24 protein-coding genes and 1 pseudogene are annotated in these 26,606 nt (G+C 37.8%); 9 read left to right on the top strand and 16 right to left on the bottom strand.

What is annotated here, in order from left to right; translation table 11 throughout:
* Together AC0JIQ_RS04655 and AC0JIQ_RS04650 are read right to left on the bottom strand one after the other, a co-directional pair.
* On the bottom strand, window positions 1–1,314 hold the full coding sequence (locus tag AC0JIQ_RS04655; protein ID WP_346509694.1) for a DUF445 domain-containing protein: 1,314 nt from the start codon (window positions 1,312–1,314) through the stop codon (window positions 1–3).
* A gap of 63 nt (window positions 1,315–1,377) precedes the next feature.
* On the bottom strand, window positions 1,378–1,899 hold the full coding sequence (locus AC0JIQ_RS04650; protein ID WP_004663205.1) for a hypothetical protein: 522 nt from the start codon (window positions 1,897–1,899) through the stop codon (window positions 1,378–1,380).
* Between the two features lie 241 nt (window positions 1,900–2,140).
* Between AC0JIQ_RS04650 and mrdA the strand changes: the two genes are divergently transcribed.
* Complete coding sequence (gene mrdA, locus AC0JIQ_RS04645; protein ID WP_474202783.1) at window positions 2,141–4,141, top strand: penicillin-binding protein 2; 2,001 nt, start codon at window positions 2,141–2,143, stop codon at window positions 4,139–4,141.
* Complete coding sequence (gene rsmD / locus AC0JIQ_RS04640) at window positions 4,141–4,689, top strand: 16S rRNA (guanine(966)-N(2))-methyltransferase RsmD (protein ID WP_269239280.1); 549 nt, start codon at window positions 4,141–4,143, stop codon at window positions 4,687–4,689. Before mrdA ends, rsmD begins: the two co-directional genes overlap by 1 nt.
* On the opposite strand, the gene AC0JIQ_RS04635 is transcribed toward rsmD, so the two are convergent.
* Both AC0JIQ_RS04635 and AC0JIQ_RS04630 read right to left on the bottom strand, forming a co-directional pair.
* Window positions 4,686–5,090, bottom strand: a complete 405-nt coding sequence (locus tag AC0JIQ_RS04635; RefSeq protein WP_474202782.1) for a hypothetical protein — start codon at window positions 5,088–5,090, stop codon at window positions 4,686–4,688. The two genes, rsmD and AC0JIQ_RS04635, sit on opposite strands and share 4 nt — an antisense overlap.
* A 79-nt stretch (window positions 5,091–5,169) precedes the next feature.
* Window positions 5,170–5,775 carry a GNAT family N-acetyltransferase gene (locus AC0JIQ_RS04630; protein ID WP_474203224.1) on the bottom strand — a complete coding sequence of 202 codons (606 nt, stop codon included), beginning with the start codon at window positions 5,773–5,775 and terminating at the stop codon, window positions 5,170–5,172.
* A gap of 148 nt (window positions 5,776–5,923) precedes the next feature.
* Here AC0JIQ_RS04630 and AC0JIQ_RS04625 point away from each other — a divergent pair, with 148 nt between their 5' ends.
* Window positions 5,924–6,274: a hypothetical protein gene (locus AC0JIQ_RS04625; protein WP_004663211.1), complete on the top strand. Its 351-nt coding sequence runs from the start codon at window positions 5,924–5,926 to the stop codon at window positions 6,272–6,274.
* A 38-nt stretch (window positions 6,275–6,312) separates the two neighbouring features.
* Window positions 6,313–6,951: a DUF2238 domain-containing protein gene (locus tag AC0JIQ_RS04620; RefSeq protein WP_474202781.1), complete on the top strand. Its 639-nt coding sequence runs from the start codon at window positions 6,313–6,315 to the stop codon at window positions 6,949–6,951.
* Between the two features lie 23 nt (window positions 6,952–6,974).
* Here the strand turns inward: AC0JIQ_RS04620 and blp2 are convergent, their stop codons facing one another.
* The 8 genes from blp2 to AC0JIQ_RS04580 form a co-directional block, all read right to left on the bottom strand.
* Window positions 6,975–9,152 (bottom strand): Ig-like repeat protein Blp2, encoded by a 2,178-nt coding sequence (blp2, locus tag AC0JIQ_RS04615; protein WP_474202780.1) that lies wholly within the window; start codon window positions 9,150–9,152, stop codon window positions 6,975–6,977.
* Window positions 9,153–9,394: 242 nt separating this feature from the next.
* Complete coding sequence (sohB, locus tag AC0JIQ_RS04610) at window positions 9,395–10,357, bottom strand: protease SohB (RefSeq protein WP_004663217.1); 963 nt, start codon at window positions 10,355–10,357, stop codon at window positions 9,395–9,397.
* Between the two features lie 149 nt (window positions 10,358–10,506).
* Window positions 10,507–11,421 carry a phosphate ABC transporter ATP-binding protein PstB gene (pstB, locus tag AC0JIQ_RS04605; protein ID WP_241339845.1) on the bottom strand — a complete coding sequence of 305 codons (915 nt, stop codon included), beginning with the start codon at window positions 11,419–11,421 and terminating at the stop codon, window positions 10,507–10,509.
* Between the two features lie 14 nt (window positions 11,422–11,435).
* Window positions 11,436–12,827, bottom strand: a complete 1,392-nt coding sequence (gene pstA / locus AC0JIQ_RS04600; protein ID WP_474202779.1) for a phosphate ABC transporter permease PstA — start codon at window positions 12,825–12,827, stop codon at window positions 11,436–11,438.
* On the bottom strand, window positions 12,824–14,203 hold the full coding sequence (gene pstC, locus AC0JIQ_RS04595; protein ID WP_474202778.1) for a phosphate ABC transporter permease subunit PstC: 1,380 nt from the start codon (window positions 14,201–14,203) through the stop codon (window positions 12,824–12,826). The genes pstA and pstC overlap by 4 nt, the downstream gene beginning before the upstream one ends.
* Before the next feature lie 99 nt (window positions 14,204–14,302).
* Window positions 14,303–15,334 carry a substrate-binding domain-containing protein gene (locus AC0JIQ_RS04590; protein WP_004663224.1) on the bottom strand — a complete coding sequence of 344 codons (1,032 nt, stop codon included), beginning with the start codon at window positions 15,332–15,334 and terminating at the stop codon, window positions 14,303–14,305.
* A gap of 523 nt (window positions 15,335–15,857) precedes the next feature.
* A complete protein-coding gene (locus AC0JIQ_RS04585) occupies window positions 15,858–17,390 on the bottom strand; it encodes a pyridoxal phosphate-dependent decarboxylase family protein (RefSeq protein ID WP_474202777.1) in 1,533 nt (510 codons plus the stop codon).
* Between the two features lie 3 nt (window positions 17,391–17,393).
* On the bottom strand, window positions 17,394–18,764 hold the full coding sequence (locus tag AC0JIQ_RS04580) for a diaminobutyrate--2-oxoglutarate transaminase (protein ID WP_346509674.1): 1,371 nt from the start codon (window positions 18,762–18,764) through the stop codon (window positions 17,394–17,396).
* Between the two features lie 465 nt (window positions 18,765–19,229).
* Here AC0JIQ_RS04580 and AC0JIQ_RS04575 point away from each other — a divergent pair, with 465 nt between their 5' ends.
* Window positions 19,230–19,931, top strand: coding sequence for an SIMPL domain-containing protein (locus AC0JIQ_RS04575; protein WP_474202776.1), 702 nt, complete (start codon window positions 19,230–19,232; stop codon window positions 19,929–19,931).
* Window positions 19,932–19,980: 49 nt separating this feature from the next.
* Here AC0JIQ_RS04575 and AC0JIQ_RS04570 read toward each other — a convergent pair.
* A pseudogene (locus AC0JIQ_RS04570) lies at window positions 19,981–20,442 on the bottom strand (GFA family protein).
* Between the two features lie 38 nt (window positions 20,443–20,480).
* Window positions 20,481–21,113, bottom strand: a complete 633-nt coding sequence (locus AC0JIQ_RS04565) for a TetR/AcrR family transcriptional regulator (protein ID WP_474202775.1) — start codon at window positions 21,111–21,113, stop codon at window positions 20,481–20,483.
* 113 nt (window positions 21,114–21,226) lie between these two features.
* Here AC0JIQ_RS04565 and AC0JIQ_RS04560 point away from each other — a divergent pair, with 113 nt between their 5' ends.
* Window positions 21,227–21,694, top strand: coding sequence for a hotdog fold domain-containing protein (locus tag AC0JIQ_RS04560; protein WP_474202774.1), 468 nt, complete (start codon window positions 21,227–21,229; stop codon window positions 21,692–21,694).
* A 52-nt stretch (window positions 21,695–21,746) separates the two neighbouring features.
* Here AC0JIQ_RS04560 and AC0JIQ_RS04555 read toward each other — a convergent pair whose 3' ends face one another.
* Both AC0JIQ_RS04555 and AC0JIQ_RS04550 read right to left on the bottom strand, forming a co-directional pair.
* Entirely contained in the window at window positions 21,747–22,841 is a 1,095-nt protein-coding gene (locus AC0JIQ_RS04555; protein WP_046739725.1) for a fatty acid desaturase family protein, read from the bottom strand.
* A gap of 14 nt (window positions 22,842–22,855) precedes the next feature.
* Complete coding sequence (locus AC0JIQ_RS04550) at window positions 22,856–23,923, bottom strand: ferredoxin reductase (protein WP_474202773.1); 1,068 nt, start codon at window positions 23,921–23,923, stop codon at window positions 22,856–22,858.
* Window positions 23,924–24,061: 138 nt separating this feature from the next.
* On the opposite strand from AC0JIQ_RS04550, the gene fabR reads away from it, so the two are divergent.
* From fabR to dps, 3 genes are all read left to right on the top strand, one after another.
* Window positions 24,062–24,760 carry an HTH-type transcriptional repressor FabR gene (fabR, locus tag AC0JIQ_RS04545; RefSeq protein ID WP_004663232.1) on the top strand — a complete coding sequence of 233 codons (699 nt, stop codon included), beginning with the start codon at window positions 24,062–24,064 and terminating at the stop codon, window positions 24,758–24,760.
* A gap of 85 nt (window positions 24,761–24,845) precedes the next feature.
* Window positions 24,846–25,862: an AI-2E family transporter gene (locus AC0JIQ_RS04540; protein WP_241281715.1), complete on the top strand. Its 1,017-nt coding sequence runs from the start codon at window positions 24,846–24,848 to the stop codon at window positions 25,860–25,862.
* Window positions 25,863–26,068: 206 nt separating this feature from the next.
* Entirely contained in the window at window positions 26,069–26,563 is a 495-nt protein-coding gene (dps, locus tag AC0JIQ_RS04535) for a DNA starvation/stationary phase protection protein Dps (RefSeq protein WP_046739728.1), read from the top strand.
* Window positions 26,564–26,606 lie beyond the last annotated feature (43 nt).

Below are 26,606 nucleotides of genomic sequence, written 5' to 3'. Positions count from 1 at the left end.
TTATAAGAAAGCAACAAATAAGTGGATTAAGCCTGCAAAAAAACCAGTCACACCACCCAATACAATTAGGATCCACTCATCTTCTTGGAACGCAGGTCGCAATAAATTCTGGAACTCTTTCGGTGTTAGTTCACGGATGCGGTCTCTAAACATTTGAAAGATCTTCTGCGCACGACTTGCATTCAGAGCTGGGTCACATACTGGACCCATAGTAATTTCAATTGAGCGATCAATCAAGTCGGTCTTGAGTCTAGCATATTCTCTTGGCCCCAATGAAAGCTGCAGTGAAGTTCTGACCAATGGAGTTTCCATAATTTCATTGATATGGCGCTTGACAATCCGACGAGTTTTATCTTTTTTACTACCATACATCATTTCAGTCATGATGGATTTCAGAGTAATTAAGTCTTCCGTTACCACGCTTGCAAATACATCTGAAACTTCCTCTTGGCGTTTCATAAATGCACCTTGAACGTTATATGTACCAATCCTTAGCACAGGAATGATCCATGGAAACTTACGGTCTTTGGTCAAACGGAAAATCTGTGGGTAACGGATATAATGAGGTTCAATTGGATTGAATACCATCCAAATCGCAATCCAGTTGGTTAAAAAGCCCCAGATTGATGCCCAAAAAGGTACTGTCCAATGCCAAGGCACCACAAACCAAACGATCATTTGGAAAACACCAAAGAACATTCCAATTAACGCACTGATATGCCAAATAAAATTAATTTCTTTCTGACCAACTTTAAGGAACATACGTACCATTAAACGGCGATCACCTTCCATTTGGCTGACCACCATTTCCCGCATGTCCACAAGTGACTCGACGTTCATGGTCAGCTCAGTCACAAGTTCTTTTAATGTATTTGGTAATTGTTTATGGGCTTGCGCATAAATTCGACGTTTAATCGAGTATGGTAAGTTCTCCCACAACACCGCATTACGATCAACCATGACTTCATCAATTAAGTGTTCAAGTTCAAAACCAACTTGCTCACCAATGATCATTGCCATATCTTCTGGATCCATTGCCTCTAAAAACTCGCGCAATGAACCCAACTTAGATAATGTATTATCGGTAATGATGCCCGAAATACGCCCTGCTTTACGCGGCACAATCCCCTGCCAACCTACAGGTAAAGGTCCTAAATGGAATCCCCAAAAATTAATTGGGTAAAACACCATTTTTAAAGCCATCCATACATGAGCCCATGTTACTAGGGCTGTCACTGGAATAATACTTAGGACCGCCAGATGGTCAGGTCGATTTAAAAAAATCTGCCACAATTCATTGACGTAATCAAACATGCATGACTCTCAGAATTATTGATACATTAAGACTTATAAAAGAATGAGCAATCCGTCATACCTCTATAAACCAAAACTTAACGTGTAAGAAATCTGAAAAACGGGCTCTACTTTTTTAACAGTATTCCCATTTCCATCTTCTATCTTGTCACGCACTCCCGCTCCCACACTAAATGTACTAATTCGATCACTATTCAACCAAACAAATGCTAAATCAGTACCAACACCTAAATTCCCTTTTTGTTTACCACCATAGTTTCTACTATCAAGATGACCAGCATACAGACCAAGGTAATAACCATTTTTATCTGTACCTGTTAAATAATATGGATAACGAAAGCCAATTTGCGCACCAGGTTCATTATCATCATTTAAAAAAGCGCCTACTTTTGCATAAGCAATACCGTACGGATTTACCCATTCAAGATTGGCATGTAGTAATTTTTTAGTAAAACCAGCACCAATATTCCAAGTTGCTACGTCTTTTGCCCCTTTTAATTTTGCTTCAGGCATATATGGATTTTCTTCAGCATGGACAACGCCATTGAATGCTAAAACCGCTAGTAAAAGGTAAGATTTTTTCATTATTTTCTCCATTTTCCCTAAGAATGTATCTTGGACAATCCTATTTCAAACAGTTTGAGACTTTAACAGAATTATTTTGCATCTAATATACAAGTCCCTACAATTTTAATGTCTGCAAAGTCAAAAACTGTCGCGTCATCATTCAGATGATGTATTGAAAATACTACAGTATGATCATGCAACTTACGTTAAAATAGTGCGCCTTTTATATTTTCTCCCTAGTAATTTAAGTCGACACCCTATGAAACAGCACTTTCCTTTAAAAAACATGCAACAAGAAAAGCGCATTTACAAGGGTCGAATCTTCTTTGCTATATTCGTCGTCGCTATTTTTCTACTTTTATTAATTTGCCGTTATGCATATTTACAAATTATTCATTACGACGACTTTACAACAGCCTCGGATAAAAACCGGATTCGTTTACAACCTCTTCCACCAGCGCGTGGCTATATTTATGATCGTAACGGCGTACTTTTAGCTGATAATTATCCTGTTTTTACAGCGACACTGAGTCGTACAGATGTCACAGATATTGATGGAACCATTGCACGTTTAATTCCAGTACTGAGCTTAACCCAAGAAGATGTCGATCGTTTTAAAAGTCGCGTAAAAACTGCACGTAAAACGGAAAGAATTGCCATCAAGTTAAATCTGACTGAGGCAGATATTGCAAAATTCAGTGAAGTTAAATATGACTTCCCGGGTGTAAAAATTGAAACACAAATGACACGTTACTATCCTCATGGCGAATTATTTGCCCATGTGATCGGTTATGTGGGACGAATTAATGACAAAGAACTAAAATCTATTGATAAAGATTTATATGCAGGCACCAACCTGATTGGAAAAATTGGTGCAGAAAAAAGCTATGAAGAGTTATTACATGGAACACCGGGCTATGAATCAATTGAAGCCGATGCACATGGTAATGTACTCCGTCATTTAGGTCGTCAAAACCCAACGCGCGGAAATGATCTTTATTTATCAATAGATTATGGTCTTCAAACGATTGCAGCTCAACAGTTGGCAGATCGTCGTGGTGCTATTGTAGCCATGGATCCTCGAACAGGAGAAATTTTAGCACTGGTATCTAGCCCGAGTTTTAATCCAAATTTATTTGTTACAGGCATCAGTTCAAAAGATTATAGTGGTTTACGTGACAACTTAGACCAACCACTTTATAACCGTGCCGTACAAGGCGTTTATCCACCGGGTTCGACAATTAAACCGATGTTCGGACTTGGCGGAATTCATTACGGACTTGTCGATTGGGGCACAGCAATTTCTGATCCTGGTTATTTTAATTTACCAGGAGATAGCCACCGCTTCCGTGATCATAAAAAGACAGGTCATGGTGCTGTAAATTTACATAAAGCTGAAGTTGTATCCTGCGATACCTATTTCTATATCCTGTCTTATCGTATGGGTATCGAAAAAATGAATGACTGGATGCGGCAATTTGGCTTTGGCGCAAAAACAGGTGTAGATTTACCAAGTGAAAGCACAGGTTTATATCCAAGTCCAGAATGGAAAATGCGTACACGTAAATCGAAATGGTTAAAAGGCGAAACTATTTCTGTGAGTATTGGACAAGGTGCATTTACTGCTACCCCATTACAACTTGCGATGGCTGTAGCAATTACTGCCAACAAGGGCTCTCACGTTACACCTCACGTTTTACGTGATAATAAGGGCGCAAAAAAATATTCTGTGCACAATGCTCCTGACGGTAAAATTCAATTTAATGGTACAGAGCAAGATTGGCTCAACATGCATGCAGCCATGATTGACGTGATTCAATCTGGAACAGGGCGTGGCATTAAGGGCGGATTACAATATTCTATTGCGGGTAAAACAGGTACAGCTCAGGTCAAAAGTATTGCTCAGGGCAAACGTTATAATGAAGCCGCTCTTTCCTCTCGACAATGGGACCACGGTTTATTTGTTGGCTTTGCACCAGCGGATAATCCTCAAATCGCAATTGCTGTCGTTTGGGAAAATGGTAAACATGGCGGATCGGCGGCTCAACTTGCACGTCCAGTCTTTGATTACTGGTTAGTCACTCGTAAAAATAATCCTATTCGTCCAGCCAACCATCAAGTGAGTGGCGGTTTAATGACTGCTGGTATTAAACCCGGTGAACTACCAAATAGTTCTGATTCACCTGCATCTACACCAGCAGCGTCAAGTTCAGTTACAACAACTACTGCTTCTCATTCCAATGATGGAGTCACTGAATAATGAAAAATCAATTGCGTATCATCGGTGGTGATTGGAAACGTAGAACACTACCATTCGCTAGCATTGAGGGTTTACGTCCGACACCAGATCGAGTAAGAGAAACATTATTTAATTGGCTCATGTGGGATATACAAAATTCACAAGTTTTAGATTTATGTAGTGGTTCTGGTGCACTAGCCTTTGAAGCTTTATCACGTGGCGCTGCAAAAGTCGTCATGATCGAACCCAACCCAATTCAAGCTCGCTTTTTAAAAGAAAACATTCAATTGCTAAAAGCAGATAATTGTCAGCTACTTACTTTAACTGCACAACAAGCATTAAAGAAATTAAACACTCATTTTGATGTTGTTTTTTTAGATCCCCCATACGACCTAGCATTATGGGAAGAACTTGCTGAATTAGCTGATCCAATTATTACGGAAAATGCCTTTATTTATGTAGAGGCAGATCGAGAATTATCTCAATTAAAACTTCCATCTAGTTGGCAAAAAATTAAAGAAACAAAAGCAGGAATTGTCAGAGCGGGTTTGTACCAGAAAAAATCTTAAAAAATGCGCAACCAAAATAATCGAATTAATTGGCCCCGATCAAATGGAAAACTGGAAAGATATTCGTAACCAATCCGATTATTTTTATTCAATTGATACACCATACCGTATCCAAGTGAAATCGAAAAATCATCTAAAGATAGATTACTCGTATCTCCAGTTAACATCTTTTGATTAAATTGATTGGTTTGGTAAGCTGTATAGTTATAAACACGCCAACGATCATCTTGGAAAAAAAGATTATGCAAGATTGAATAATCTTTTTTAATTTGCGGATAAGCAGCATCAAACATACTCTCCGTTTCATCATGATCTTCTGCAAAAAAATCATAATCTTTGGCACTTGCCAAACAAGAGCAACAGATTAGCAAGACATATAAAATAATGTTTAAAACTCGCATAAGAATTTGGATTGATGATGCTCATGCATAGCATAACGTGAAATCTTAGTTTTTATAAATATCCATATTCTAGATCGTGTTAGAAATACCATTCCATCCGTCTACCATTTGGCATTCTTTGAGTGTTTTCATCTTTAAAAGCTGTTTCTTCTACGACCTTAAAACCGATTCGCTCATATAAGCTTTGCCCTTTTGGATTTGCTTTAGAAACATCTAAAGACAACCCTGAATATCCTTGTTCAATGGCATGCATTTTTAGATGTTGTAATAATTGAGTGCCGATTCCTTTACTACGATAATTTGGATGCACACCAAAATTTGCTACATGTAAACTCGTCTCACTGGGTTTTGTTACCACTGAATTGGAATTTAGTGCTCGCATCAACACACGAGGAAACCGGAATTTATACATCTTTAGAATATTTTTAATGGTTCCATTATCCATACGAGACAAATCTTTTGTTGCATAGCATGCCACTACAGCAATCACTTTCCCCTGATCCTCAACAACCCAATGTAAGTTATAGCTGGTATACCCATATTCAGACAAAAACTCTTTGTGAATAAAATGCTCCGCCGTAATTTGTTCATGCCGATAAATGTAATCAAATAGAGGCACGCCCGCACTATAGATCAATGGAACACAATCATATACGTCTTTTTTCTCTGCTTTTCTTATGTACATCATCATTCTCAGATTATTTATCTTTTTTAAAAACAAAAATAAATTATTAAAAATTACTTAATTTTTTTTGTGTTGGACATTAAGAATTAATTTATTAAATTAATTTAATATACAATAATACAATAACTCAAATTTCACCTTATTTATCATGAAGCTTTTTTTCTCGTTTGTGCTCACAATCTGTTTAACTGGATGTGTTTTTGGCAAATCCAGTGAAGTCAAACGTGCAGAAAAAATTTTACAGAATTTCGAATGTAAAAATATTGAGACAAACCAAGTTGCCCCATCATCAATGTCTAACTTTTACCAAGAAACACTTGCGGTCAATAAGGAAAAAGTCTCAACTTATATCGAACAATATAAAAATGGTGAAGATCTTTTTGATATCCCACTAGATGAGGTTGTACAACAAAAATATCAATTATATAAACAAGCTTGTCAGGCACTTGGTGGTATATCTACAGAAAAACAACCCATTGACTTAAATACAAACAAGTAAGGTAAATCATATTTGCCTTAATTCATTTTGGATATGGCATGATAGAAAAACAACTGAATTTAAAACACTACCTCGCTTTAGCTAGCATTGTACTAAGTGTCATAATCGCAAGTATTCAACCTTTAGAGTTTGAATCCTATTTATTGCATCAAGCAGGTACTGTTCTGATGCTGATTGCGTTGTTAGTTACACTGAAAAAGATTGGCATCAATTTTTATAGTTTCTGTCTCTATCTCGCCTTCCTTTTCATTCATATTATTGGTGCACATTACCTATATTCTTATGTTCCTTATAACGATTGGATCAACACACTTTTTCACTTCGATCTAAATCAAAGCATGGATTGGTCACGTAATATGTATGATCGCTTTGTGCATTTTGCTTATGGCTTGTTGCTGTACCCATTTTTTTATCGATGTTTTCAAGTATGGTTACCCAAGGTAAAACCATTCTCTCTATTTTTATTTGTGATTCAATTTGTAATGGCAAGTAGCTTATTTTATGAATTGATTGAATGGTGGATTGCGATGGGTTTATCTCCTGAAGATGCTGAGAATTACAATGGACAACAAGGCGATCAATGGGATGCTCACAAAGATATGTTTCTTGCTACGCTTGGTGCGATTGTTATGGGGATGATTCAACTCTACAAAAATAAAACGCTTATCGATAAATAAGCGTTTTATTTAAAAATTCCAATTTAAATGATCGCGTGTTGCAATATATCGAATTGATCAAAAATCTCTGGTTTAATGATTGGAATAAAATCAGAACCTATTAAACTCTTATCCACGACATCGTTGGTAGATGTAGATGATGTGGAAGCAAACTGGTTTAATACATCATCAAGTTGGTTATCATATTGATTTGACGAAACTAATATATCATTTAATGAAACTTTTTCGACTGAGGGTAATGGTGTAACAGCTATTGGTTTAGTTTCTAACGAACTTAAATCAATCTGATCTACGAGCGAAGCATGACTCAAATTAATGTCAATATTTTCACTTTGCAGCAATGCCAAGGTCGTCGTTGGAGAAACGATCGTAAAACTAAATACATCACTCATTTCACTAGTATTCCCAGCGGCATCCGTCTGAGTCAATGTAATTTTATGCAGACCTAATGCTAGATCATGATTTGGATTAAAGACCCAACTTCCGTTACTGGCAACTGTCACGACTCCTATTGCTTGCCCATTATCATAAATCGTTAGCAAAGCCTTAGATTCTGCTGAATTCGCTGCCCCAGAAAAGGTTGGTCTAGCATCATCCGTTGTACCACCTGCATTAATAGAACCTTTAACATCACCAACATCATCAGTTAATTTTGGAATTATCGGCTTAGTGGGAGGAGTAATATCCTTTGTCCCAACGATACCCGTTGCATCCGATAAATTACCAGCCGAGTCAATCACATATACTTTTGCTGTTTTTTGATCAGTTAGCTCAGGTGAAATAGCTATCGTAAATTTACCCTGTGCATCAACGACTCCACTTCCAATTAATTTACCACTTGAATCTTTAATTTGAATTTTAGCATTTGCTTCAGCTGTGCCCGTCAGTGAGTCACCTGCAGCATTTAATTGTGCTACTGCTTTGTCTGGCGCAATGGTATCTTTGCCTGCACTAATTTCTAATGGTTTAGACTGATTTCCTGCCACATCTTCAAGCACAACAGTTGCTTTTTGCGTTGCTGTCAAAGCTGGCGAAAGTGTAATATTGAATTTTCCTTGTGAATCTGTAATACCACTTCCTATAATTTTTCCATCTGAATCTTTAATTTGTACTTTTGTATTTGCTTCAGCTCGACCTAAAATTGAAGCCCCATCTTTATTCACTTCTACTAATGGTTGATCAGGAGCTAAAGTATCTTTTCCCGCAATCACCTTAGACGGCGTAGACTTATTTCCTGCGGCATCTTCAGCAATAACTGTTCCCCCTTTATCACTTGTTAAGGGTGATGAAAGTTTAATGGAATACAATCCTGAGCTATTTGCATTAACAGAGCCTAATAATTTTCCATCTGCATCATAAATAGCTACTTTAGCATTCGCTTCTGTCTTACCTGAGACAATCGTCCCATCTACATTTAATTGAGCACTTGGCGCTTCTGGTGCAATCGTATCTTTATTACCAATCACTGCGATTGCTTTAGATGAATTACCAGCAGCATCAATTGCAATCACCGTTGCTTTGCTATTATTCACTAAAGGTTGATCAAGTTTAATTGTATAATTTCCTTGCTGATCGGCGTGTGAAGTTGCGATTACTTTTCCTGTCGTATCTTTAATTTCAATTTTTGCACCCGCTTCCGTTTTCCCTGTAATAGTTTGCGTATCAGTAGCTAATGATGCTGTTGGATCAATTGGCGGAGTGATATCAATAGAATGATTCTGATTAGACTGATCCTCATCATCTTTAACGGCCCATAAGTACACGCCTTCTGCTGCTAAAGCAACTAAACCGACTTTCAATAATTGTGACTTACTAATACCTAAATCATCTACCTCACTCTCTGTTTTAATAGTTTGAGTCGGCATTTCACTATCGATAAATTGAGACAATTGAGTTGCAGGCATATAACGGATAAATCGACCTGAATCATCAAATTGAGCAATTGCATAACTTCCATCTTCATTTGGAATCGCAAGTGTATGTTCAGTCTGATTGGTATCCTTGTAGAAATCACTAATAATGATTTTCTCACCATTTTTTAATGTAATAACCAGATCATTACCTTGCTTAATAATTGATTTAATATCCGCCTGATTTACACCAATTTGTACAATTGAAGGCTGATCCAAAATAATACTTTTCATTTGCGCATCTTGTAAAACATGCAAATTTTTCTTAGATGAGACAACAACTCGTGTCATTTTTTATACTCTCTTATCAATTATTTTTTATGTATTTATTGAATACTAATTAGTTAAAGAATTAACCTAATGGTTAAAATAACAAATGATCGCGATCACAACAATCTACCCTAAAGCAACTTTTGTGGTTTTTATATAGCTGATTATTTATATATTCTTAAGATTGAATTTCTTAATCAACATCTAAATAAAATAAACCAGTCTATTTAGACTGGTTTATTAATATCAAAAATGCAATCTCATTAGAACTTTGGATCACGCATTTGAACGATGGAACTATTTGCTTTGTGAATACTATCAACTAGTTTCCCCAAAACTGTAGGGATTAAATTCTCAGCCATTTGAGCAGCTTGTAAACCTAATTTTTCACCAAAAGTTGGGCGCTTACGAGTATTAATCACATACACATCATGTTTTGGTAATAGACTTAACAAATATTCATCAGAGGTCTGTAATTTATCAACCAAGTTCAGCTCACGTGCGTCTTCACCGTACCAGTGCTCACCTGTTGCAACCTTAGCAACATCTAATTGTGGACGATACTTCTCAACAAAGTGCTTAAATAAAGAATGGGTTTGTTGTAACTCTTCTTCAAATTTCGCTTTACCTTCTGGCGTATTCTCACCAAACATAGTCACAGTACGTTTGTATTCACCTGCCGTGTAAAGCTCGAAATCAACATTGTGTTGCTTCAATAAACGATTGAAGTTTGGAACTTGAGCAACCACTCCTATCGAACCAACAACCGCAAAAGGAGCAGAAATAATTTCATTGGCAATACATGCCATCATATAACCGCCACTTGCAGCGACTTTATCTACACAAATCGTGACATTAAAGCCTGCATCACGTAAACGAACCAATTGAGCTGCCGCTAAACCATAACCATGAACCATACCACCTGGGCTTTCTAAACGTACAACGACACGGTCATGCCCTGCTTTTGCAGTTGCTAAAATTAAAGTAATTTCTTCACGAATAGTATCTACCGCAGATGCTTGCACATCACCTTTAAAGTCAAGCACATAAATTTTTTGATCATTCTTTTTTCGAATCTTTGCTTCTTTAGCAAGTTGTTGAACGAGTTGTAGTAATTCCAAACGAGATGCTGTTGTTTGTGCAATTCTTTTTCTTTGTTCATTCACACGCGCATTTAAATGACTAATACGAATTTCAGCAGGAAATTTAGGTAAATGGAATAACATAAAGTAAGTGCTCTATAAGTTCGGCTTTATTCGACTAAGATGTGGTCTATTGGATAAAAATTCAATAGTGATTTTGCAAAATAGATTCATTTTCATCTGTATCACAAAAAAAGAGCCCGAAGGCCCTTTTTTGATTTATAGAAGATCAATCAGCCAAAACGACCCGTAATATACGCCTCAGTCAATTGATGATCTGGTTGAGTAAAGACTTTCTCAGTCGAGTTTACTTCAATCAAATCACCTAAATGGAAGTAAGCAGTACGATCAGAAACACGTGCAGCCTGTTGCATAGAGTGTGTTACGATCGCAATGGTATATTGTTCAGAAAGTTCTGAAATCAATTCCTCAATTTTTGCTGTCGCAATCGGATCAAGTGCTGAACAAGGCTCATCCATCAAAATCACTTCTGGGCTAACAGCGATGGTACGTGCAATACATAAACGCTGTTGCTGACCACCAGATAAACCAGTACCAGGTTGGCTGAGACGATCTTTCACTTCATCCCACAGGCCTGCTTTACGTAGGCTGTTTTCTACAATTTCTTCTAAATCATATTTATCACGTGCTAAACCATGCAGTTTTGGTCCGTAAGCAACGTTATCAAAAATTGATTTCGGGAATGGATTTGGCTTTTGGAACACCATACCCACTTGAGCACGTAGCAACACCACATCAAGGCTTGGATCGTAAATATCTTGATTATCCAGTGTCACTTTGCCTGTCACACGACAACTATCAATGGTGTCGTTCATACGGTTTAAGGTACGCAGAAATGTCGATTTACCACAACCCGATGGTCCAATAAATGCGATCACTTCATTTTGATAAATATCGATATCAATACCTTTAATTGCTTCAGTTTCACCATAATAAACATGCACATCTTTGGTACTGATTTTAACATCACTTACTTTTGGCTTTTTATTCGATGAAGCTGTTTCAAACTGAGAAACAAACGCAGTATTAGATTGCTGAACTGGCGCTTCAGATGAAGTAAATTCTGTTTGCTGTGGATTCACTGACTTATCCTTTTCTACGGCGTTCATAATATCAATCGTATTCATTGTACTCTCCTCAACTACCAACGCACTTCAAATTTCTTACGAAGCCAAATTGCAAGGCTATTTAAACCAATCATTAATGCAAGTAACACAATAATCGCAGCAGCAGTACGCCCTTCAAAGAAGTTACGTAACTCATTTCCCTGCCATAAATAAACTTGTACAGGTAATGCTGTTGCCTGATCCAGTGGCGTAGCTGGAACACTTGCAACGAAAGCACTCATACCAATTAATAGTAATGGTGCGGTTTCACCCAAAGCATGTGCAACACCAATAATTGATCCTGTCATGATTCCTGGCAACGCGAGTGGTAGCACATGATGAAACACTGTTTGAACTTTTGATGCACCTAAGCCAAGCGCTGCCTGACGAATTGAAGGTGGCACAGCTTTTAATGAAGCACGTGTTGTAATAATCACGGTTGGTAGAGTCATGAGACTGAGTACCAGACCACCAACCAACGGTGCAGACAATGGTAAATGCATCCAACCAATAAAGATCGCCGCGCCGAGTAGACCAAATACAATCGAAGGTACCGCCGCCAAATTATTGATATTGACTTCAATGATGTCAGTCATGATGTTTTTAGGTGCAAATTCTTCAAGATAAATCGCACTTGCAACCCCGATTGGAATTGAAATCAAGATTACAATCAACATCATGAATAACGAACCCATAAACGCGCCCGCTAAACCACTGGTTGCTGGTGAACTACGTGAGTCTGGGCTGATAAATAAATTCGTATTAAATGTATTTTCAATAATACCATTTGCTTTTAATTTATCTGCAAGTTGACGAACTTCTGGATCAAGCTGCTGTTGGTCATCTGGTAAGGAACGATCAATATTACCTGCTAACCACACATCCACATTGGCGTCCGCTAAGAATTTAATCTCATCTTTAGTACCAATTAATGCTGGATTCTCAAGTACCATATCACGTAAACGATAGGCTTCTGAACTCGTGTACAAACTATTCAAATAATCACGTTGTGACTCTAGTGCTGGATCTTTAGCAACAATACCATTAACAATAAGCGCATCCCAATCCACCATGCCCATTTCAGTTTGCCAAGCCACAAAGCGCTCTTCAAAATGAGCAGGTGTCTCACCGGCAGTCTGTTTCGGTTTTGCTCCTACATTAATAATTGTAGGATCAAAATACACAGGAACAGTCATACTACTTTGCCAAAATGAAGGCAAACCTTTTGCTAAAATGCTACCGAACAGTAAAGCAACAAATGCAAGACCAATCATCACCGCAGAGAAACCTGCAAAGCGAAATGCTTTCTCTTTACGATGACGCTTTGCTAAAGAGCTTTGAATTATTGCTTTACGCTGCTCACGTTGTTCAGCAGCTACTTGTGGATCAAATACGTTCTGATCCAGAGGAGATGTATTTGAACTCATTCGTATTGCTCACGATATTTGCGCACGATATATAGTGCAATAATGTTTAAACCCAAAGTAATCACAAACAAAGTTAAACCAAGTGCAAATGCCACCAATGCTTGTGGGCTCGCAAAATCTGTATCACCAGTTAACTGTTTAACAATTGTCACAGTCACTGTTGAAACTGCTTCAAATGGATTTGCATGCAATAATGGACTATTCCCTGCTGCAAGTACCACGATCATGGTTTCACCTACCGCACGTGACACTGCAAGTAGAAATGCACCTGTAATACCAGGTAATGCTGCTGGCAATACAACTTGGCGAATCGTTTCTGATTTGGTTGCACCTAAACCCAACGAACCATCACGTAAGGCACGAGGAACTTGAGTAATAATGTCATCTGAAAGCGATGAAACAAATGGGATGATCATAATCCCCATGACAAAACCGGCAGTCAGTGCACTTGTTGCATTAATATCAATACCAACAATTTCACCAATCATTTTGAAGAATGGACCAATGACCATTAATGCAAATACACCATAAACGATGGTTGGAATACCCGCTAATACTTCAATTGTTGGTTTTGCCCAAGAGCGCAGGTTTGGAGATGCATATTCAGCTAGATAAATAGCAATCATCAAACCCACTGGTACTGCAACTAATAATGCAATACCACTAACCATTAAAGTACCCCAAATTAATGGCAAGATACCGTAACTTCCCTCTGCATTACCTGACGTGCTAAAACCTGGATTCCATTCTGTGCCAAAGAAAAAATCTGCTGGGCTAACAAAACGGAAGAAATGTAATGCCTCACTCAACATTGACAGTACAATACCAATCGTTGTGAGAATCGCCACACCAGAACATAGGATCAAACCAACATTAATGGCTTTCTCAACCTGATTACGAGCACGAAATTGCTGACTCACATGACGTTTTGCCCAAACTAAACCTGCTAAACCAGCACTAATTACGATTGCCAATTTTGCAAAAGAAGCTATGGTTTCAAATTTTGCAAGTTGTTGTGCAGCTGCTAGCTCATAAGCTGCAGGCTTATCTGTAACCCCAAAACCAGACGCAATCGCTTGAACACGATCGATTAAAACATCACGGCTTGCTTCATCTAAAGTTGCACTGACCGATGCTGGAATATTGTTAAAAATAATATGTTGAAGGACACTTGGTTCGACCAAGTTCCAAATGATCAAAATTAAAAAAGCAGGAACACCACACCACAAAGCGACCAACGCACCATAATAACCTGGACGTGAATGCAAAGTTGCTGAGTTGTTTCCCTTACCTGCTAGGTTACGGCTTTTGCTCAGCCCGATTTGATATGCAATTGCCACAAGGGCTAATAACACACCGATAAGTAGCAGATTCATGTAATCTCCACTGTTTTCTCAATTTTCATCATTTGAAAAAACTTAGTTAGACAAAAAGGCTGATGAACCTAAGTCGCACCAGCCTCCCTTTTAACAATATTACTTAACTGTTTTACCCGCTTTGAAATCAGCTAGAACTTTTGCACGTTCTTTATCGCTCATAGTGATCAAGCCAGCTTTTTCTAATTTAGAACCTTTACCAGAAGCTTTCTTATTTAAGAAATATTCTACGTATTGTGGTAAACCTTTAATTGATTTTAAATGCTCGCCTTTCACATAGAAGTAAAGTGCACGAGATACTGGGTATTGACCGCTTAAAACTGTTTTCTCAGAAGGTAATACACCATTTACTGTCGCAACACGTAATTTATCGCGGTTTTGGTCATAGAAACCTAAACCAAATACGCCCACTGCATTAGGAGAAGTTTTTAAACGAGCAAGTGTTTCAGTGTAGTCACCTGCAATTTCAATCACACGACCATCTTTACGGAAGTTTGAACATGCTTTTTTCTGTTCTTCTTTATCTAAATTTTTGAAATAAGCAAATGATTCACAACCCGCTTCAACCATTTTTTCTTGGAACACTTCACGCGTACCATGGTTTGTTGCTGGAATAACTAAAGTAATCGGTTCATTTGGTAAGTCATCATCAATTTGGTTCCATCGTGTATATGGGTTTGGAACCAATTTACCACCTGAAGGAAGCTGTGCAGCCAATGCAGTAAACACATGTGCTGGATCTAAGTTATAAGCACCCTTTCTTGAGTTAGACGCAAATACAATACCGTCATAACCAATTTTGATTTCTTGAACTTGATTTACGCCTGCTTTTTTACATGCAGCAAGCTCTGAATCTTTGATTTTACGTGAAGCGTTTGCAATATCGATGGTATTGTCGCCAACACCTTGACAGAATTGCTTTAAACCACCTGAAGTACCACCTGAACCAACAACGGGTGCTTTAAATTGCGGGAAAGTATTACCAAACTCTTCAGCAACAATACTTGCATATGGCAATACAGTTGAAGAACCAGCGATTTGAATCGTATCACGAGCTGCATTCGCAGTTGTTGCTACGGCTACTCCAGATACAGCTAATGCAATTGCGATATGACGTGGATTTAAGCGCATTCTGTTTTCTCTCATTTATACAATTTGATTTACAACTCTTTTTAATTCAAGTGTTGTACTTTAGTTAACTGCATTTTGAGGAGATAATATGACAATTAAGTGACAACTTTATGACGCTTTTATGATGATCATTTTTATTTGAAAATTTTCAGTCATAAAGAAAAGATTTTTTTTTATAAAAATTGCGAAAGAAAATTATCTTAATGATTGTAATTTATAATTTTTTACTTACAACACGACATATAAGAAATCAAACTAGAAATACAAATTTGACGACCTTAGTAATGAAAACTATATGACAAATGTCTATGTAATATTAGTTTTAATCCGTCAATTCGGTTCTAAATGAACTAAAATTAGGTTTCCAATAGCCATTTACACGTCTATCTTAAGCTATTCCGAGAATTGCTTGAGATTAAATTAAAGGTATATTCAGATGAGCTAAATCTTTCTAAGCTCAATCTCACAGACTAAAAAATAAAAAAGGCACATAAATGTGCCTTTCTCTTAGAAAGCAAATCGATTAGTCAATCGCTGGAACATAAGTTCCTGCAGCAATTGCATCTTTAATACGATCAGCTTCTGCCAACACAAGTGCAAGCAAGTTCTGAACGTTTTCAAGCGTTGCAACTGGGCTTAAAGTGGTCATCTTCAATGATTGAACATTACCCACTTTGGTTACACCTATATTCGCTTCACCACGAGCAAACAATTCATCTGCCACGTTTTGGTTTAAGCTATCGATAAATTCAGCAGGATAAGCTTCTGGTACGACACGGAACAGGACTGAAGCGAATTGTGGTTCAACCAACAATTCAAGACCCGCTGTTGCTTTAATATAATCTGCAACTTCACGTGTTAATTTCACACCATGGTCAATCATTGAACCATAAAGCTCTTCACCTAATGCTTCAACCGTCATCCATAATTTCAATGCATCAAAACGACGTGTTGTTTGTAATGATTTAGACACGAGGTTAGGAACACCGTGTTCTTCATCATATGCAGAGTTTAGATATTCTGCTTCATAATGCATAAAGCGATAGTTTGCTTCGTCTTTCAACAAGAAAGCGCCACAGCTAATGCTTTGGAAATAATGCTTATGGAAATCAAGTGTGATCGAATCTGATAATTCAATTCCATCCAACATTGCACGATGGTCATTTGAAAGAATCAGTGCACCGCCCCAAGCTGCATCAATGTGCATCCAAGAACCATATTTCGTAGTAATTTCACGGATTTTCTTGAGTGGATCAATCGCACCAGCATCTGTCGTACCGGCAGTTGCAACAACACAGGCTACGATTTTGCCTTCAGACTGAAGATGCGCCATGGTTTTTTCCAGTGCATCAACATCCATCTGTGCATTTTCATTCACAGGTACAGTGACAACAGACTGGAAGCCCATACCCATCATCGCCATGTTCTTTTGCACAGAGAAATGTGCATTTTCAGAACAGATGACTTTGACGTTTTTCATTGCTTCTGCTGGAATACCATCACGCTGAACCGACCATGGCTTACCATTTTCGTCTTTCCAGTTTTTCGAGATGCACCAGTCACGTGCCAGCAATACACCCATCAAGTTTGACTGTGTACCACCAGAGGTGAACACACCTGCTTGACCTGCACCATAGCCCACTTTTTGACGAAGCCAATCAACTAATTGAACTTCCATCAAAGAACCCGCTGGGCTTTGATCCCATGAGTCCATCGACTGGTTGGTTGCATTGATCAACACTTCCGCAATCTGGCTCATCACCATGGTTGGGCAGTGTAAGTGTGCAAGTGAATGCGGGTGATGTACTTTTAAGCTTTTATTGAGAAAAAGCTCAACCATACGTTGTAATGATTGCTGTACACCTAGACCTTCTTTTGAAGGAGCAAAAGAGATTGCTGCACGCAAATCCTTAATGCTACCGCCAGTGTACATTTTATCATTTTGCAACCATGCTGAAACGGCTTGTACCGCCTCGCCCATTGCTGACTGATAGTCAGCAATAGATTGAGCATCATTGCAGAGTAACGCTTTACGATGTTCTGCAAAATCAACCATGAATTAGCCTCGTACTGCTTTTAATGCTTCAGCAACAGCTTTCTTGAAGCGAGCAACCGCTTCTACGCATTCTTCGTGATTGATAATTAATGGGCAAAGTAAACGAATGACTGTACCGTTACGACCACCTTTTTCAAGCAATAATTTATTGTTGAAACAAGCCGTCTGGATTGCAGCAGCCAATTGAGCATCAGCTGGTAATGAACCCATATGGTCCGCAGGTTTACGCTCGTCAACGATCTCAACACCGATCATCAAACCACGACCACGTACGTTACCGATACATGGGAATTCTTGAGCAAGTTTCTTGAACTCAGCTTGCAAGAAATCACCACGCTCTTGCGCATTTTGAGCAAGGTTTTGTTCTTTGATCACTTGAAGTGACGCTAAACCTGTACCCATTGCAAGTTGGTTACCACGGAAAGTACCCGTGTGACCCGCAGGCTGCCAAGCATCAAACTTACGTTTAATACCCAATACTGCAAGTGGTAAGCTACCACCTACCGCTTTCGACATCACCACAACATCAGGCTCGATTCCAGCATGTTCAAAGGCAAACATTTTACCTGAACGTGCAAAACCAGCTTGAACTTCGTCCAAGATTAAAACGATGTTGTGCTTTTCAGTCACTTCACGGATTTTTTGCAACCATTTTACAGGTGCAGTAACAACACCACCTTCACCTTGAATCGCTTCAAGGATCACAGCAGCAGGCTTGGTTACACCACTTTCAACATCTTCAATGAAGTTTTCAAAGAAATAAGTTAAAGCGTCAACACCTGCTTCCCCACCTAAACCAAGTGGGCAACGATATTCATGTGGGTATGGCATAAATTGCACGCCTGGCATTAAGCCATTCACCGCATTCTTTGCAGACAAGTTACCTGTCATTGCAAGCGCGCCGTGCGTCATACCATGGTAGCCACCAGAGAAACTAATCACTGTGCTACGACCCGTATAAGTTTTCGCTAATTTAATCGCTGCTTCTGTACCATCTGCACCAGATGGACCACAGAATTGTAGGCAATATTCTTCTTGACCGCCTGGCAAATAAGCCAAAAGCGCTTCAGTAAACGCATCTTTTAAAGGAGTCGTTAAGTCTAAAGTATGCAATGGCAAACCGCTTGCCAATGTGTCTTGAATACTTTGAATCACCGCAGGATGATTATGGCCCAAAGCCAATGTCCCTGCCCCAGCTAAACAATCAAGGTACTCTGTACCTTCAACATCAGTAACCCAACAGCCTTGTGCTTTTGCTATCGCTAACGGTAATTTACGTGGATAACTACGAACATTCGATTCCATCTGACTTTGGCGAGTCAGATAATATTCGTTAGTTGCATTAGCGGCAGGATTTACGGAAGTAACGCTCATATCGAATTACCATCTCTGATATGGGTAAAAGAAATAAGTCTGGTGACTTGCGGTCGTTTGACTCGGTGCTTTTTAGAATCTAGTGAGACACAAATTTTATATCTTTCAACTAGGAGCGAGATGATACCTAATTTTGAAATAAAATAAACTCTTTTTATGCCTGACATTCATCTAATATTATTGAAAAAATGCTTCATTCCAATAACTATGATGAATTATCATCATACTATGTGACAAGCGAAAGAAAGTAAGCTTTTTTTAACAGCCTTAATTTTTTTAGATAAATGGTCAAATATATAAAGCTAATTATTTAATTTTAAATATTTTTTAATTAATTTTTCTGTTGCAAAACACTGTTAATATATTACAAAGACACCACAAAATATGCAAAAGTTCCCCATCAGTTGTTTCTAATATCAGACTTGTAAAAATAAATGTTTAATACCAAATTTTAAGGAATTTTTTATGCGTACTTTAGCACTTGCAACATTAATGATCGGAGCTGCACTTAGCCCAAGCCTTTTTGCTCATGAGACTGAAAACTTGAACTATAATATTGTGAATATCCAAGCAGATGCAGCACGCCAAGTTGCGAATGACGAAATGCGTGCTGTACTTTATATTGAAAGAAGCAATAAGCAACCCGCAGAGCTTTCGAATCAAATCAATCAATTAATGAATCAAGCACAAGCAATTTCTCGTAAATACGCACAAGTAAAAGTCGAAACAGGTGCTCAAAGTACTTATCCTATTTATGACAATGATAATAATAAGTTAAAAGAATGGCGCGCACGTGCAGAAATCCAAATTGAAAGTAAAGACTTTAAAGCAGCAAGCCAGTTGATTAGTGAACTTCAGCAGAGCTTTCAGACCCAATCGATTAGTTTTAGCGTATCTGACGAACAACGTAAAAAAGTTGAAAATGAACTGATGATTGAAGCTTCTAAAAACTTTCAGCAACGCGCACAAGCGATTACCCAGGCTTGGAATAAAACGCAATATAATCTTGTCAATTTAAATTTGAATACAAGTAATTATTTCCCTCAACCAATGATGCGTGGTGGCATGGCAAAATTTGCGATGGCTGAGGCAGCTCCAGCACAAGACATGGCGGCTGGTGAATCGAAAATTACTGTCAGTGCCAATGGCTCAATCCAATTTAAATAAAAGCACGATTTCATCTAAATTAAAGCAGAAAATTAATTTTCTGCTTTTTTTATTCATTGAGTTCAAAATATTCTTCAAGCTGTCGACCAGTTGGTAATTCATCAAATGAAGTATGTGCTTTATTCTCGCCAGCCCAGCTGATTTTAGAAGTCATACAAAAATTTAACTCCTTATTTGGTTCAAAATCTTCGTGAATTAAACCTAGCGGAATCCACATTACTTTAGGATTAGTGCCTAGTAGATTAGGAATAGGCGAACCACATTGTCTGCAAAAGGAGCTAGTAAAACCTGTGGCTTTGATATAAGTGCAAATAAATTGCTCGCCTTGTTGCCAATAAAATTAATCAGATGAAATCAATGTCGCAGTGTTGGATGCTGCCCCACTCTGCTTGCGACATAAACGACAATAACAACGATAGATCGTTTTAATTTTCGATATATGAAAATGAAATTTTATTTCCCCACACAAACAAGCACCATTGAATTGTTGTTTTTGATCTAATCCTGCCATAACTTTCTGATCCAGATGATTTGTTTGTCTTAGTCCTTTTATGCTGGATGACTTAAGTTTTGTAATGAATCCCAAGCAGCCTGAGCCAAGTTTTCACGATAGAATTTTGGATTGGTGAACACTTTTTCAGATAACCAAGCACGACAATAACTTTCGCTTGCACCAATCACTAATGACATCATCAATTCAGACGGAACCGATTGTAATAACTGCGCATCATTATATGCTGCGATATAATTTACGATCTTTTGATTTCTGATTTTATTTTTTTCATTTAATGATGGGCGGTGCTCGCCTTGCATCACTGAAAAATGCGCTAACATTAGAAACTTAGCAAAATGAGGTTGATCAGAAACCCAATCAACGTAACTATAAATTAAAGCATTCAAAACATCCCTTAAAGACTGCGCGCGCTCTAGATATTGATCTCGTAATGCTGCTTGATCATCTAAAGCAGCAAAAACAAGTGCAGCAATCACGCCCTCTTTGTTTTTAAAATGATGATAAATTGCCCCAACACTACTTTCAGATTTATCGCGAATCATTTCAATGCTGGTCGCATCGAGCCCATATTCAAGAAAACATGCCAATGCATCCAATAAGATTTGTCTTTTTAACAATGATCTACGTTGTGGATATAAGCGTTCTAATAATTGCTGAGCCGTTTGCATAAGTTATTTAAATTTACCAATCATCGGAACTATTGTGTATGACTTGACCACAACTTGTAAACAGAATTATATTCCGTAAAAAAATTTAATTCTGTTTTACAGGAAATCATCTAATGGCATCAACTTTGGAATTATGGAATAAGGTTTCAGTTTTACCTGCTGGAAAATGGACGTTCACACGTATGCTTTGTTTAAAAGCACCTTATTTCAGTAGCATTTCTCCTTTATTTGAGGAGTTAAAACCGAACTCTTGTAAAATATCCATTAAGAAAAAACGCGGAGTGCTGAATCACATTGGTACAGTTCATGCGATTGCAATGTGTAATATGGCCGAACTTGCAGGCGGTACGATGACTGAGGTGACTGTTCCAACTTCACATCGCTGGATTCCAAAAGGCATGACCGTAGAATATTTAAAAAAAGCGGAAACTGATTTAATTGCGATCGCCACCCCAGTAGAGCAGCACTACGATTGGGATAAAGCTGGAGAATATCTGGTGAATGTTGATGTAATTGATCAACAGAATGAAAAAGTCTTTCACGCCACCATTACCATGTGGGTTTCAAAAAAGAAAAAATAAAAGTAAAAAGCCTCGAACATGCTATTCGGGGCTCTTCTGCTTAAGTTATTTTTTACTTTTTAAAAGGAAGCGCATATTTAAAAATACGCCCGACCACTTCACCGAATTGTTTTACAAAGCTAGCATTATTGTAATTTAAACCATATTTCTCACATACAGCTTCCACTTTAGGTGCAATTTGACGATAGCGGCGAGCGGGAATATCTGGGTATAAGTGATGTTCAATTTGATGGCTCAAATGCCCTGTCAAAATATGAAATGCTTCTGAACCTGTTAAATTAGAAGAACCACGAATTTGACGCATGTACCAATGACCGCGACTTTCATTCTGTAAAACAGTTTTTGGGAAGACTTCAGCATCTTTCGTAAAATGACCACAAAAAATAATACTAAAAGTCCAGATATTACGAATCCCATTAGCAACTAAATTTCCAGTAAAAACTGGGATCGCTGAAGGTCCTGCAATCAATGGAAAAAACACATAATCTTTAAAAAGTTGCTTCGCTATTTTTTTCTGTGCTGGTTGCCATTCTCGTTTAAATTGCGCGATTGATTTACGCTTATAAATCACTTTGCCGAGCTCAAGATTTTGAATCGCAACTCCCCACTGGAATAATAAGCTGAATGGCACAATATAAATTGGTTGAATTAAAGTAAACTTTGTCCAACGTTGTTCTGGAAATAAACGAAATACACCATAACCCACATCATCATCCATACCTTTCACATTGGTATAAGTGTGGTGTTTGTAGTTATGTGTTTGACGCCAATTATCTGAGGTTCCAACGGTATCCCATTCGTAAGTCTGACCATTAAATTTTGGATCATTCATCCAGTCATATTGTCCATGCATCACATTATGACCTAACTCCATGTTTTCCATAATTTTGGCAAAACCCAATAGCCCCGTTCCTAATAACCATGCTGGTGGAAACCATCCTGCAAACAACAAAGCTCGTCCGAGTAAGCTGCTATAACGGATTGACGAATAAACACGACGAATATACTTCGCATCTTTTTCGCCTAAGTCATCCAATACTTCTTGCTTGATCTGATCTAATTCTCGAGCAAAAGCATCTAATTCTGAAGCAGTTAAATCACGATTTTTTGGATTTTTAAAATATTCAATTTTAACAGGCATATTCATAATTAATTTCTCATTTATAGATCAATCACTAGATCAGACTGAGCGGAATTTACACAAATTTTTAATAGTTGAGCTGGTTCATGATTCGCTGAACCATTCAACAAATTCTTCGTTGAGCCTTGCGCTTTAGTGCAGGCGCATTTATTACAAATGCCCATACGACAACCATGATTAGGTTTAATCCCTTGATGTTCCAAACTAGAAAGAATGGATTGCCCTTTAGGTATCGCAACCGTTTTGTTGGATTGAGTCAATCTCACATTTATAAAACCAGTTTCCGAAGCATCCACATCAAATTGGCTTAAACTAAAAGCTTCGGTTTGAAGCAAAGCAGCACAAGAAAATAATTTTTCTGCTGTACTCACAAAACCCGATGGACCACAGGCATATACAGTGGTTTCATTTAAAGCTGAAATTTGATCAACATAACTCTGGTTCAAACGTTGGTCTTGTTCTTGGGTATAAAAAATTTGATAACTGAAATAAGGAAAGTTTTCCGCTGTTTCTTTGAAATATTCAGCATAGGCTGCATCGGCCTGAGTTTTCACCCAATAGATCAACTGTACAGATGTCGTCGAAAACTGCTTGGTTTGACTCAAACTTTCGATCAGGCTCAGCATCGGGGTAATGCCGCTACCTGCTGCAAGTAATAACAGGTTAGGAGTTTGAATATGCTGCTGCATATCGCCATAAGGTTGCCCTAAATAGACAATATCCCCTACTTTAGATTGCTCAACCAACCATGAACTCACCAAACCTTGATCAACTTTTTTGACGGTTAAACAGAGATGATCTGCATCTAATTGCATCAAGCTATACGTGCGTTCGTAATGACGCCCTGCTATTTCAACGGTGACAGGATGATGTTGTCCTGCTGCACCGCGTTGTACATGACGATTGCATTGCAAAATAAGACTCACCGTATCTTTAGCTACCGTTTGTTTTTTTACAACTTTGGCGAGTGATTGATTCAAAGACCACAGTGGATTGATTTTTTGTAGCCAAAAATTGGCATCATGGTTCGTAATTACGCTTTGGGCTATTGAATTGAATAGAGAAATTCTCTTTTCGACTGCTTGCATGAGCGGGAACTCTAATCATTTTTTAATTATTATACATATGTATATATATTTGTATATATATTCGTATAAGAATTTACATTTCCCAAGTAGTCAGACAATCGCTATAATCCCGAGTAGCTTACTTATATTTTGAAAATAATGGTTCAGTCTTCTACTTTTTTACCGCTCGGTCATGACACACTAAATGAACAAGATGTCATTGCTATGAAATCTCCTGTACGTTCGGTTGGTAGAAAAGCAACCATTACCAAAGAAGAACTTTTTCAGGCGACACTGAATTTAATTGGTCCACAGAAAAGTATTGCATCTTTGAGCTTACGTGAAGTAGCGCGTGAAGCAGGCATTGCACCAAATAGTTTTTATCGACATTTTAAAGATATTGATGAACTGGCTATCGCTCTGATCGATCGTGCAGGTTTGGTATTACGTAAAATCATTCGTGAAGCGCGTTTGCAGGCATCTATGCAGCAAAGCATTATTCGAAGTTCGGTTGAAGTTTTCATTCAACAGCTAGATGCAGATGAAGGTTATCTCAGCTTATTATTACGCGAAGGATATACGGGCTCAACCTCATATAAACTCGCTGTAGACCGTCAGCTAAATTTCTTTCAGCAAGAATTACAAGAAGACCTGATTCGCCTAGAACAAATGAATAATAGTAAAATCAGTCATGCTGACATTGCAGCTAAAGCGATTACCCAATTGGTATTCAATATGGGGGCAAAAGTGATTGATTTACCTGCTGAACAACGAACTGACGTTGCAGAGCAAACCATGGTAATGATTCGTATGATTTTAGAAGGCGCTCGTCATTTTGATAAAATGGAAATTGATTAAGCAATTTCATCAGCATAGACTATCGTCATTAAGTATATATCTTTGTCATTTATCATAACTACAAGCAAATTTAGGCATACAGATCATGACCCTTCTCAATGACCGTCAAAGTATCATCGCCAGTTTTATTCTGATGTTTTTATTTTTAATGATGGTCATTCCCCTGCATTTGTTGCCTAGTTTTTTTGCAGGTTTCTTGATTTTCGAAATTATTAACAGTCTAAGCTCAATTGTTGAAAAACATATTGATGGACAACGCGCGCGCATCTTTATCAGTATTATTCTTGGAATTTTGACCACATTTTTGATTGGCTTTTTTATTACCAGTTTAATTAGTTTTGTGATCTATGATTTAAAAGGAACAGGTCTTAACTCGTTTAACTTTAAGATTGATCAAACCCTCATTAAATTCCAAGCCGAAATGAGTCATTATGTCCCTGGTTATCTTCCTCATAGTGTTGCAGATATCAAGAATCAGATCTTGTCCTTCATCAAGAATAATATTTCGATTGTTAAAAATACAGGTACCGATATTCTGCATAACTTAGCAACCATGCTGATCGGTTTAATTGTAGGTATCTTGGTTTCAATTCAGAACTTTAAGCAGCACGCACCACAACCTGTCTTTAAAGCTGCTATTTTACATCGTATTCAGAAGCTTTCGATTTCATTCAAAAATGTTGTATTTGCTCAAGTAAAAATCTCTTTAATCAATACAGCACTATTCATCATTTTTGTTTTTATCGTTTTACCTCTATTCCATATCCATTTACCTTTTGCTAAAACACTGACTATTTTGACCTTCATTTTTGGTCTTTTACCTATTATTGGTAACTTGATTTCAAATACTTTAATTATTATGGCTGGCTTAACCATTTCACTCTCAGTAGCAGCCATCGCTTTAGCATATTTAGTCATTATTCATAAACTTGAATATTTCGTAAATGCAAAAATTATTGGTACAAAAATTAATGCGAGTGCATGGGAAGTACTCTTGGCTATGCTAATCTTTGAATCGATTTTTGGCTTGAGTGGCTTAATCGTTGCACCGATTTTTTATGCTTACATTAAATTAGAATGCAAAGATGCTGGTTTGATCTGAGTTATATTCGGGCTATTCAGATTCAATAGATCAATCTATCTATCATTGCGACTGATTGAGCAAAGTAATAAAAAGAAAAATGATGATAAGGAAAATTACAAAAGCCTTGCGAATTAAAACATTCATTCAGGCATTCTGCGCTTAAGCTAGAACAGAATGGTTTTTATTCACGATGTTTCATTACATTATAATTGAATGAGGTAACTATGAATTCTTCAGCAGCGGCTTTGAAAGTATATACACGTAATAATTTAGATGATTCTATCAAAGAAGCCACCGTTAAAATTTTAAATCAAATTCTTGCAAATCTTATTGATCTATCATTGCTTACCAAACAAGCGCACTGGAATATGCGGGGTAGTAATTTTATTGCGGTACATGAAATGTTAGATATGTTCCGTACTTCATTGATCACCCATTTAGACAATGTCGCAGAGCGTGCGGTACAGATTGGTGGAACAGCGCTCGGAACAACCCAAACGGTTGCTGAAAGTTCGCATCTTAAGCCTTATCCTGTTGCAATCCATGCAGTGCAAGATCACTTAAAAGAGCTAGCTGATCGTTATGGTGTCGTTGCAAATCATCTTCGAGATACAATCGAGCAAATTAAAGATCCAATCTCTGAAGATATTATCCATGCAGCACTCGAAGATCTGGATCAATATTTATGGTTCTTAGAAGCTAATATCGATCAAAACTAAGTATATTCACGACATAAAAAAGAGGACATGATTTGTCCTCTTT

Source organism: Acinetobacter sp. FB (genome assembly GCF_056033405.1).
This window is presented reverse-complemented; position numbering and strand designations above follow the sequence as displayed.

Bases quoted from the DNA above. Each gene is read 5' to 3' on its own strand.
- AC0JIQ_RS04655 (WP_346509694.1), bottom strand. From the start codon at position 1,314: ATGTTTGATTACGTCAATGAATTGTGGCAGATTTTTTTAAATCGACCT.
- AC0JIQ_RS04650 (WP_004663205.1), bottom strand. From the start codon at position 1,899: ATGAAAAAATCTTACCTTTTACTAGCGGTTTTAGCATTCAATGGCGTT.
- mrdA (WP_474202783.1), top strand. From the start codon at position 2,141: ATGAAACAGCACTTTCCTTTAAAAAACATGCAACAAGAAAAGCGCATT.
- rsmD (WP_269239280.1), top strand. From the start codon at position 4,141: ATGAAAAATCAATTGCGTATCATCGGTGGTGATTGGAAACGTAGAACA.
- AC0JIQ_RS04635 (WP_474202782.1), bottom strand. From the start codon at position 5,090: ATGCGAGTTTTAAACATTATTTTATATGTCTTGCTAATCTGTTGCTCT.
- AC0JIQ_RS04630 (WP_474203224.1), bottom strand. From the start codon at position 5,775: ATGTACATAAGAAAAGCAGAGAAAAAAGACGTATATGATTGTGTTCCA.
- AC0JIQ_RS04625 (WP_004663211.1), top strand. From the start codon at position 5,924: ATGAAGCTTTTTTTCTCGTTTGTGCTCACAATCTGTTTAACTGGATGT.
- AC0JIQ_RS04620 (WP_474202781.1), top strand. From the start codon at position 6,313: ATGATAGAAAAACAACTGAATTTAAAACACTACCTCGCTTTAGCTAGC.
- blp2 (WP_474202780.1), bottom strand. From the start codon at position 9,152: ATGACACGAGTTGTTGTCTCATCTAAGAAAAATTTGCATGTTTTACAA.
- sohB (WP_004663217.1), bottom strand. From the start codon at position 10,357: ATGTTATTCCATTTACCTAAATTTCCTGCTGAAATTCGTATTAGTCAT.
- pstB (WP_241339845.1), bottom strand. From the start codon at position 11,421: ATGAATACGATTGATATTATGAACGCCGTAGAAAAGGATAAGTCAGTG.
- pstA (WP_474202779.1), bottom strand. From the start codon at position 12,827: ATGAGTTCAAATACATCTCCTCTGGATCAGAACGTATTTGATCCACAA.
- pstC (WP_474202778.1), bottom strand. From the start codon at position 14,203: ATGAATCTGCTACTTATCGGTGTGTTATTAGCCCTTGTGGCAATTGCA.
- AC0JIQ_RS04590 (WP_004663224.1), bottom strand. From the start codon at position 15,334: ATGCGCTTAAATCCACGTCATATCGCAATTGCATTAGCTGTATCTGGA.
- AC0JIQ_RS04585 (WP_474202777.1), bottom strand. From the start codon at position 17,390: ATGGTTGATTTTGCAGAACATCGTAAAGCGTTACTCTGCAATGATGCT.
- AC0JIQ_RS04580 (WP_346509674.1), bottom strand. From the start codon at position 18,764: ATGAGCGTTACTTCCGTAAATCCTGCCGCTAATGCAACTAACGAATAT.
- AC0JIQ_RS04575 (WP_474202776.1), top strand. From the start codon at position 19,230: ATGCGTACTTTAGCACTTGCAACATTAATGATCGGAGCTGCACTTAGC.
- AC0JIQ_RS04565 (WP_474202775.1), bottom strand. From the start codon at position 21,113: ATGCAAACGGCTCAGCAATTATTAGAACGCTTATATCCACAACGTAGA.
- AC0JIQ_RS04560 (WP_474202774.1), top strand. From the start codon at position 21,227: ATGGCATCAACTTTGGAATTATGGAATAAGGTTTCAGTTTTACCTGCT.
- AC0JIQ_RS04555 (WP_046739725.1), bottom strand. From the start codon at position 22,841: ATGAATATGCCTGTTAAAATTGAATATTTTAAAAATCCAAAAAATCGT.
- AC0JIQ_RS04550 (WP_474202773.1), bottom strand. From the start codon at position 23,923: ATGCAAGCAGTCGAAAAGAGAATTTCTCTATTCAATTCAATAGCCCAA.
- fabR (WP_004663232.1), top strand. From the start codon at position 24,062: ATGGTTCAGTCTTCTACTTTTTTACCGCTCGGTCATGACACACTAAAT.
- AC0JIQ_RS04540 (WP_241281715.1), top strand. From the start codon at position 24,846: ATGACCCTTCTCAATGACCGTCAAAGTATCATCGCCAGTTTTATTCTG.
- dps (WP_046739728.1), top strand. From the start codon at position 26,069: ATGAATTCTTCAGCAGCGGCTTTGAAAGTATATACACGTAATAATTTA.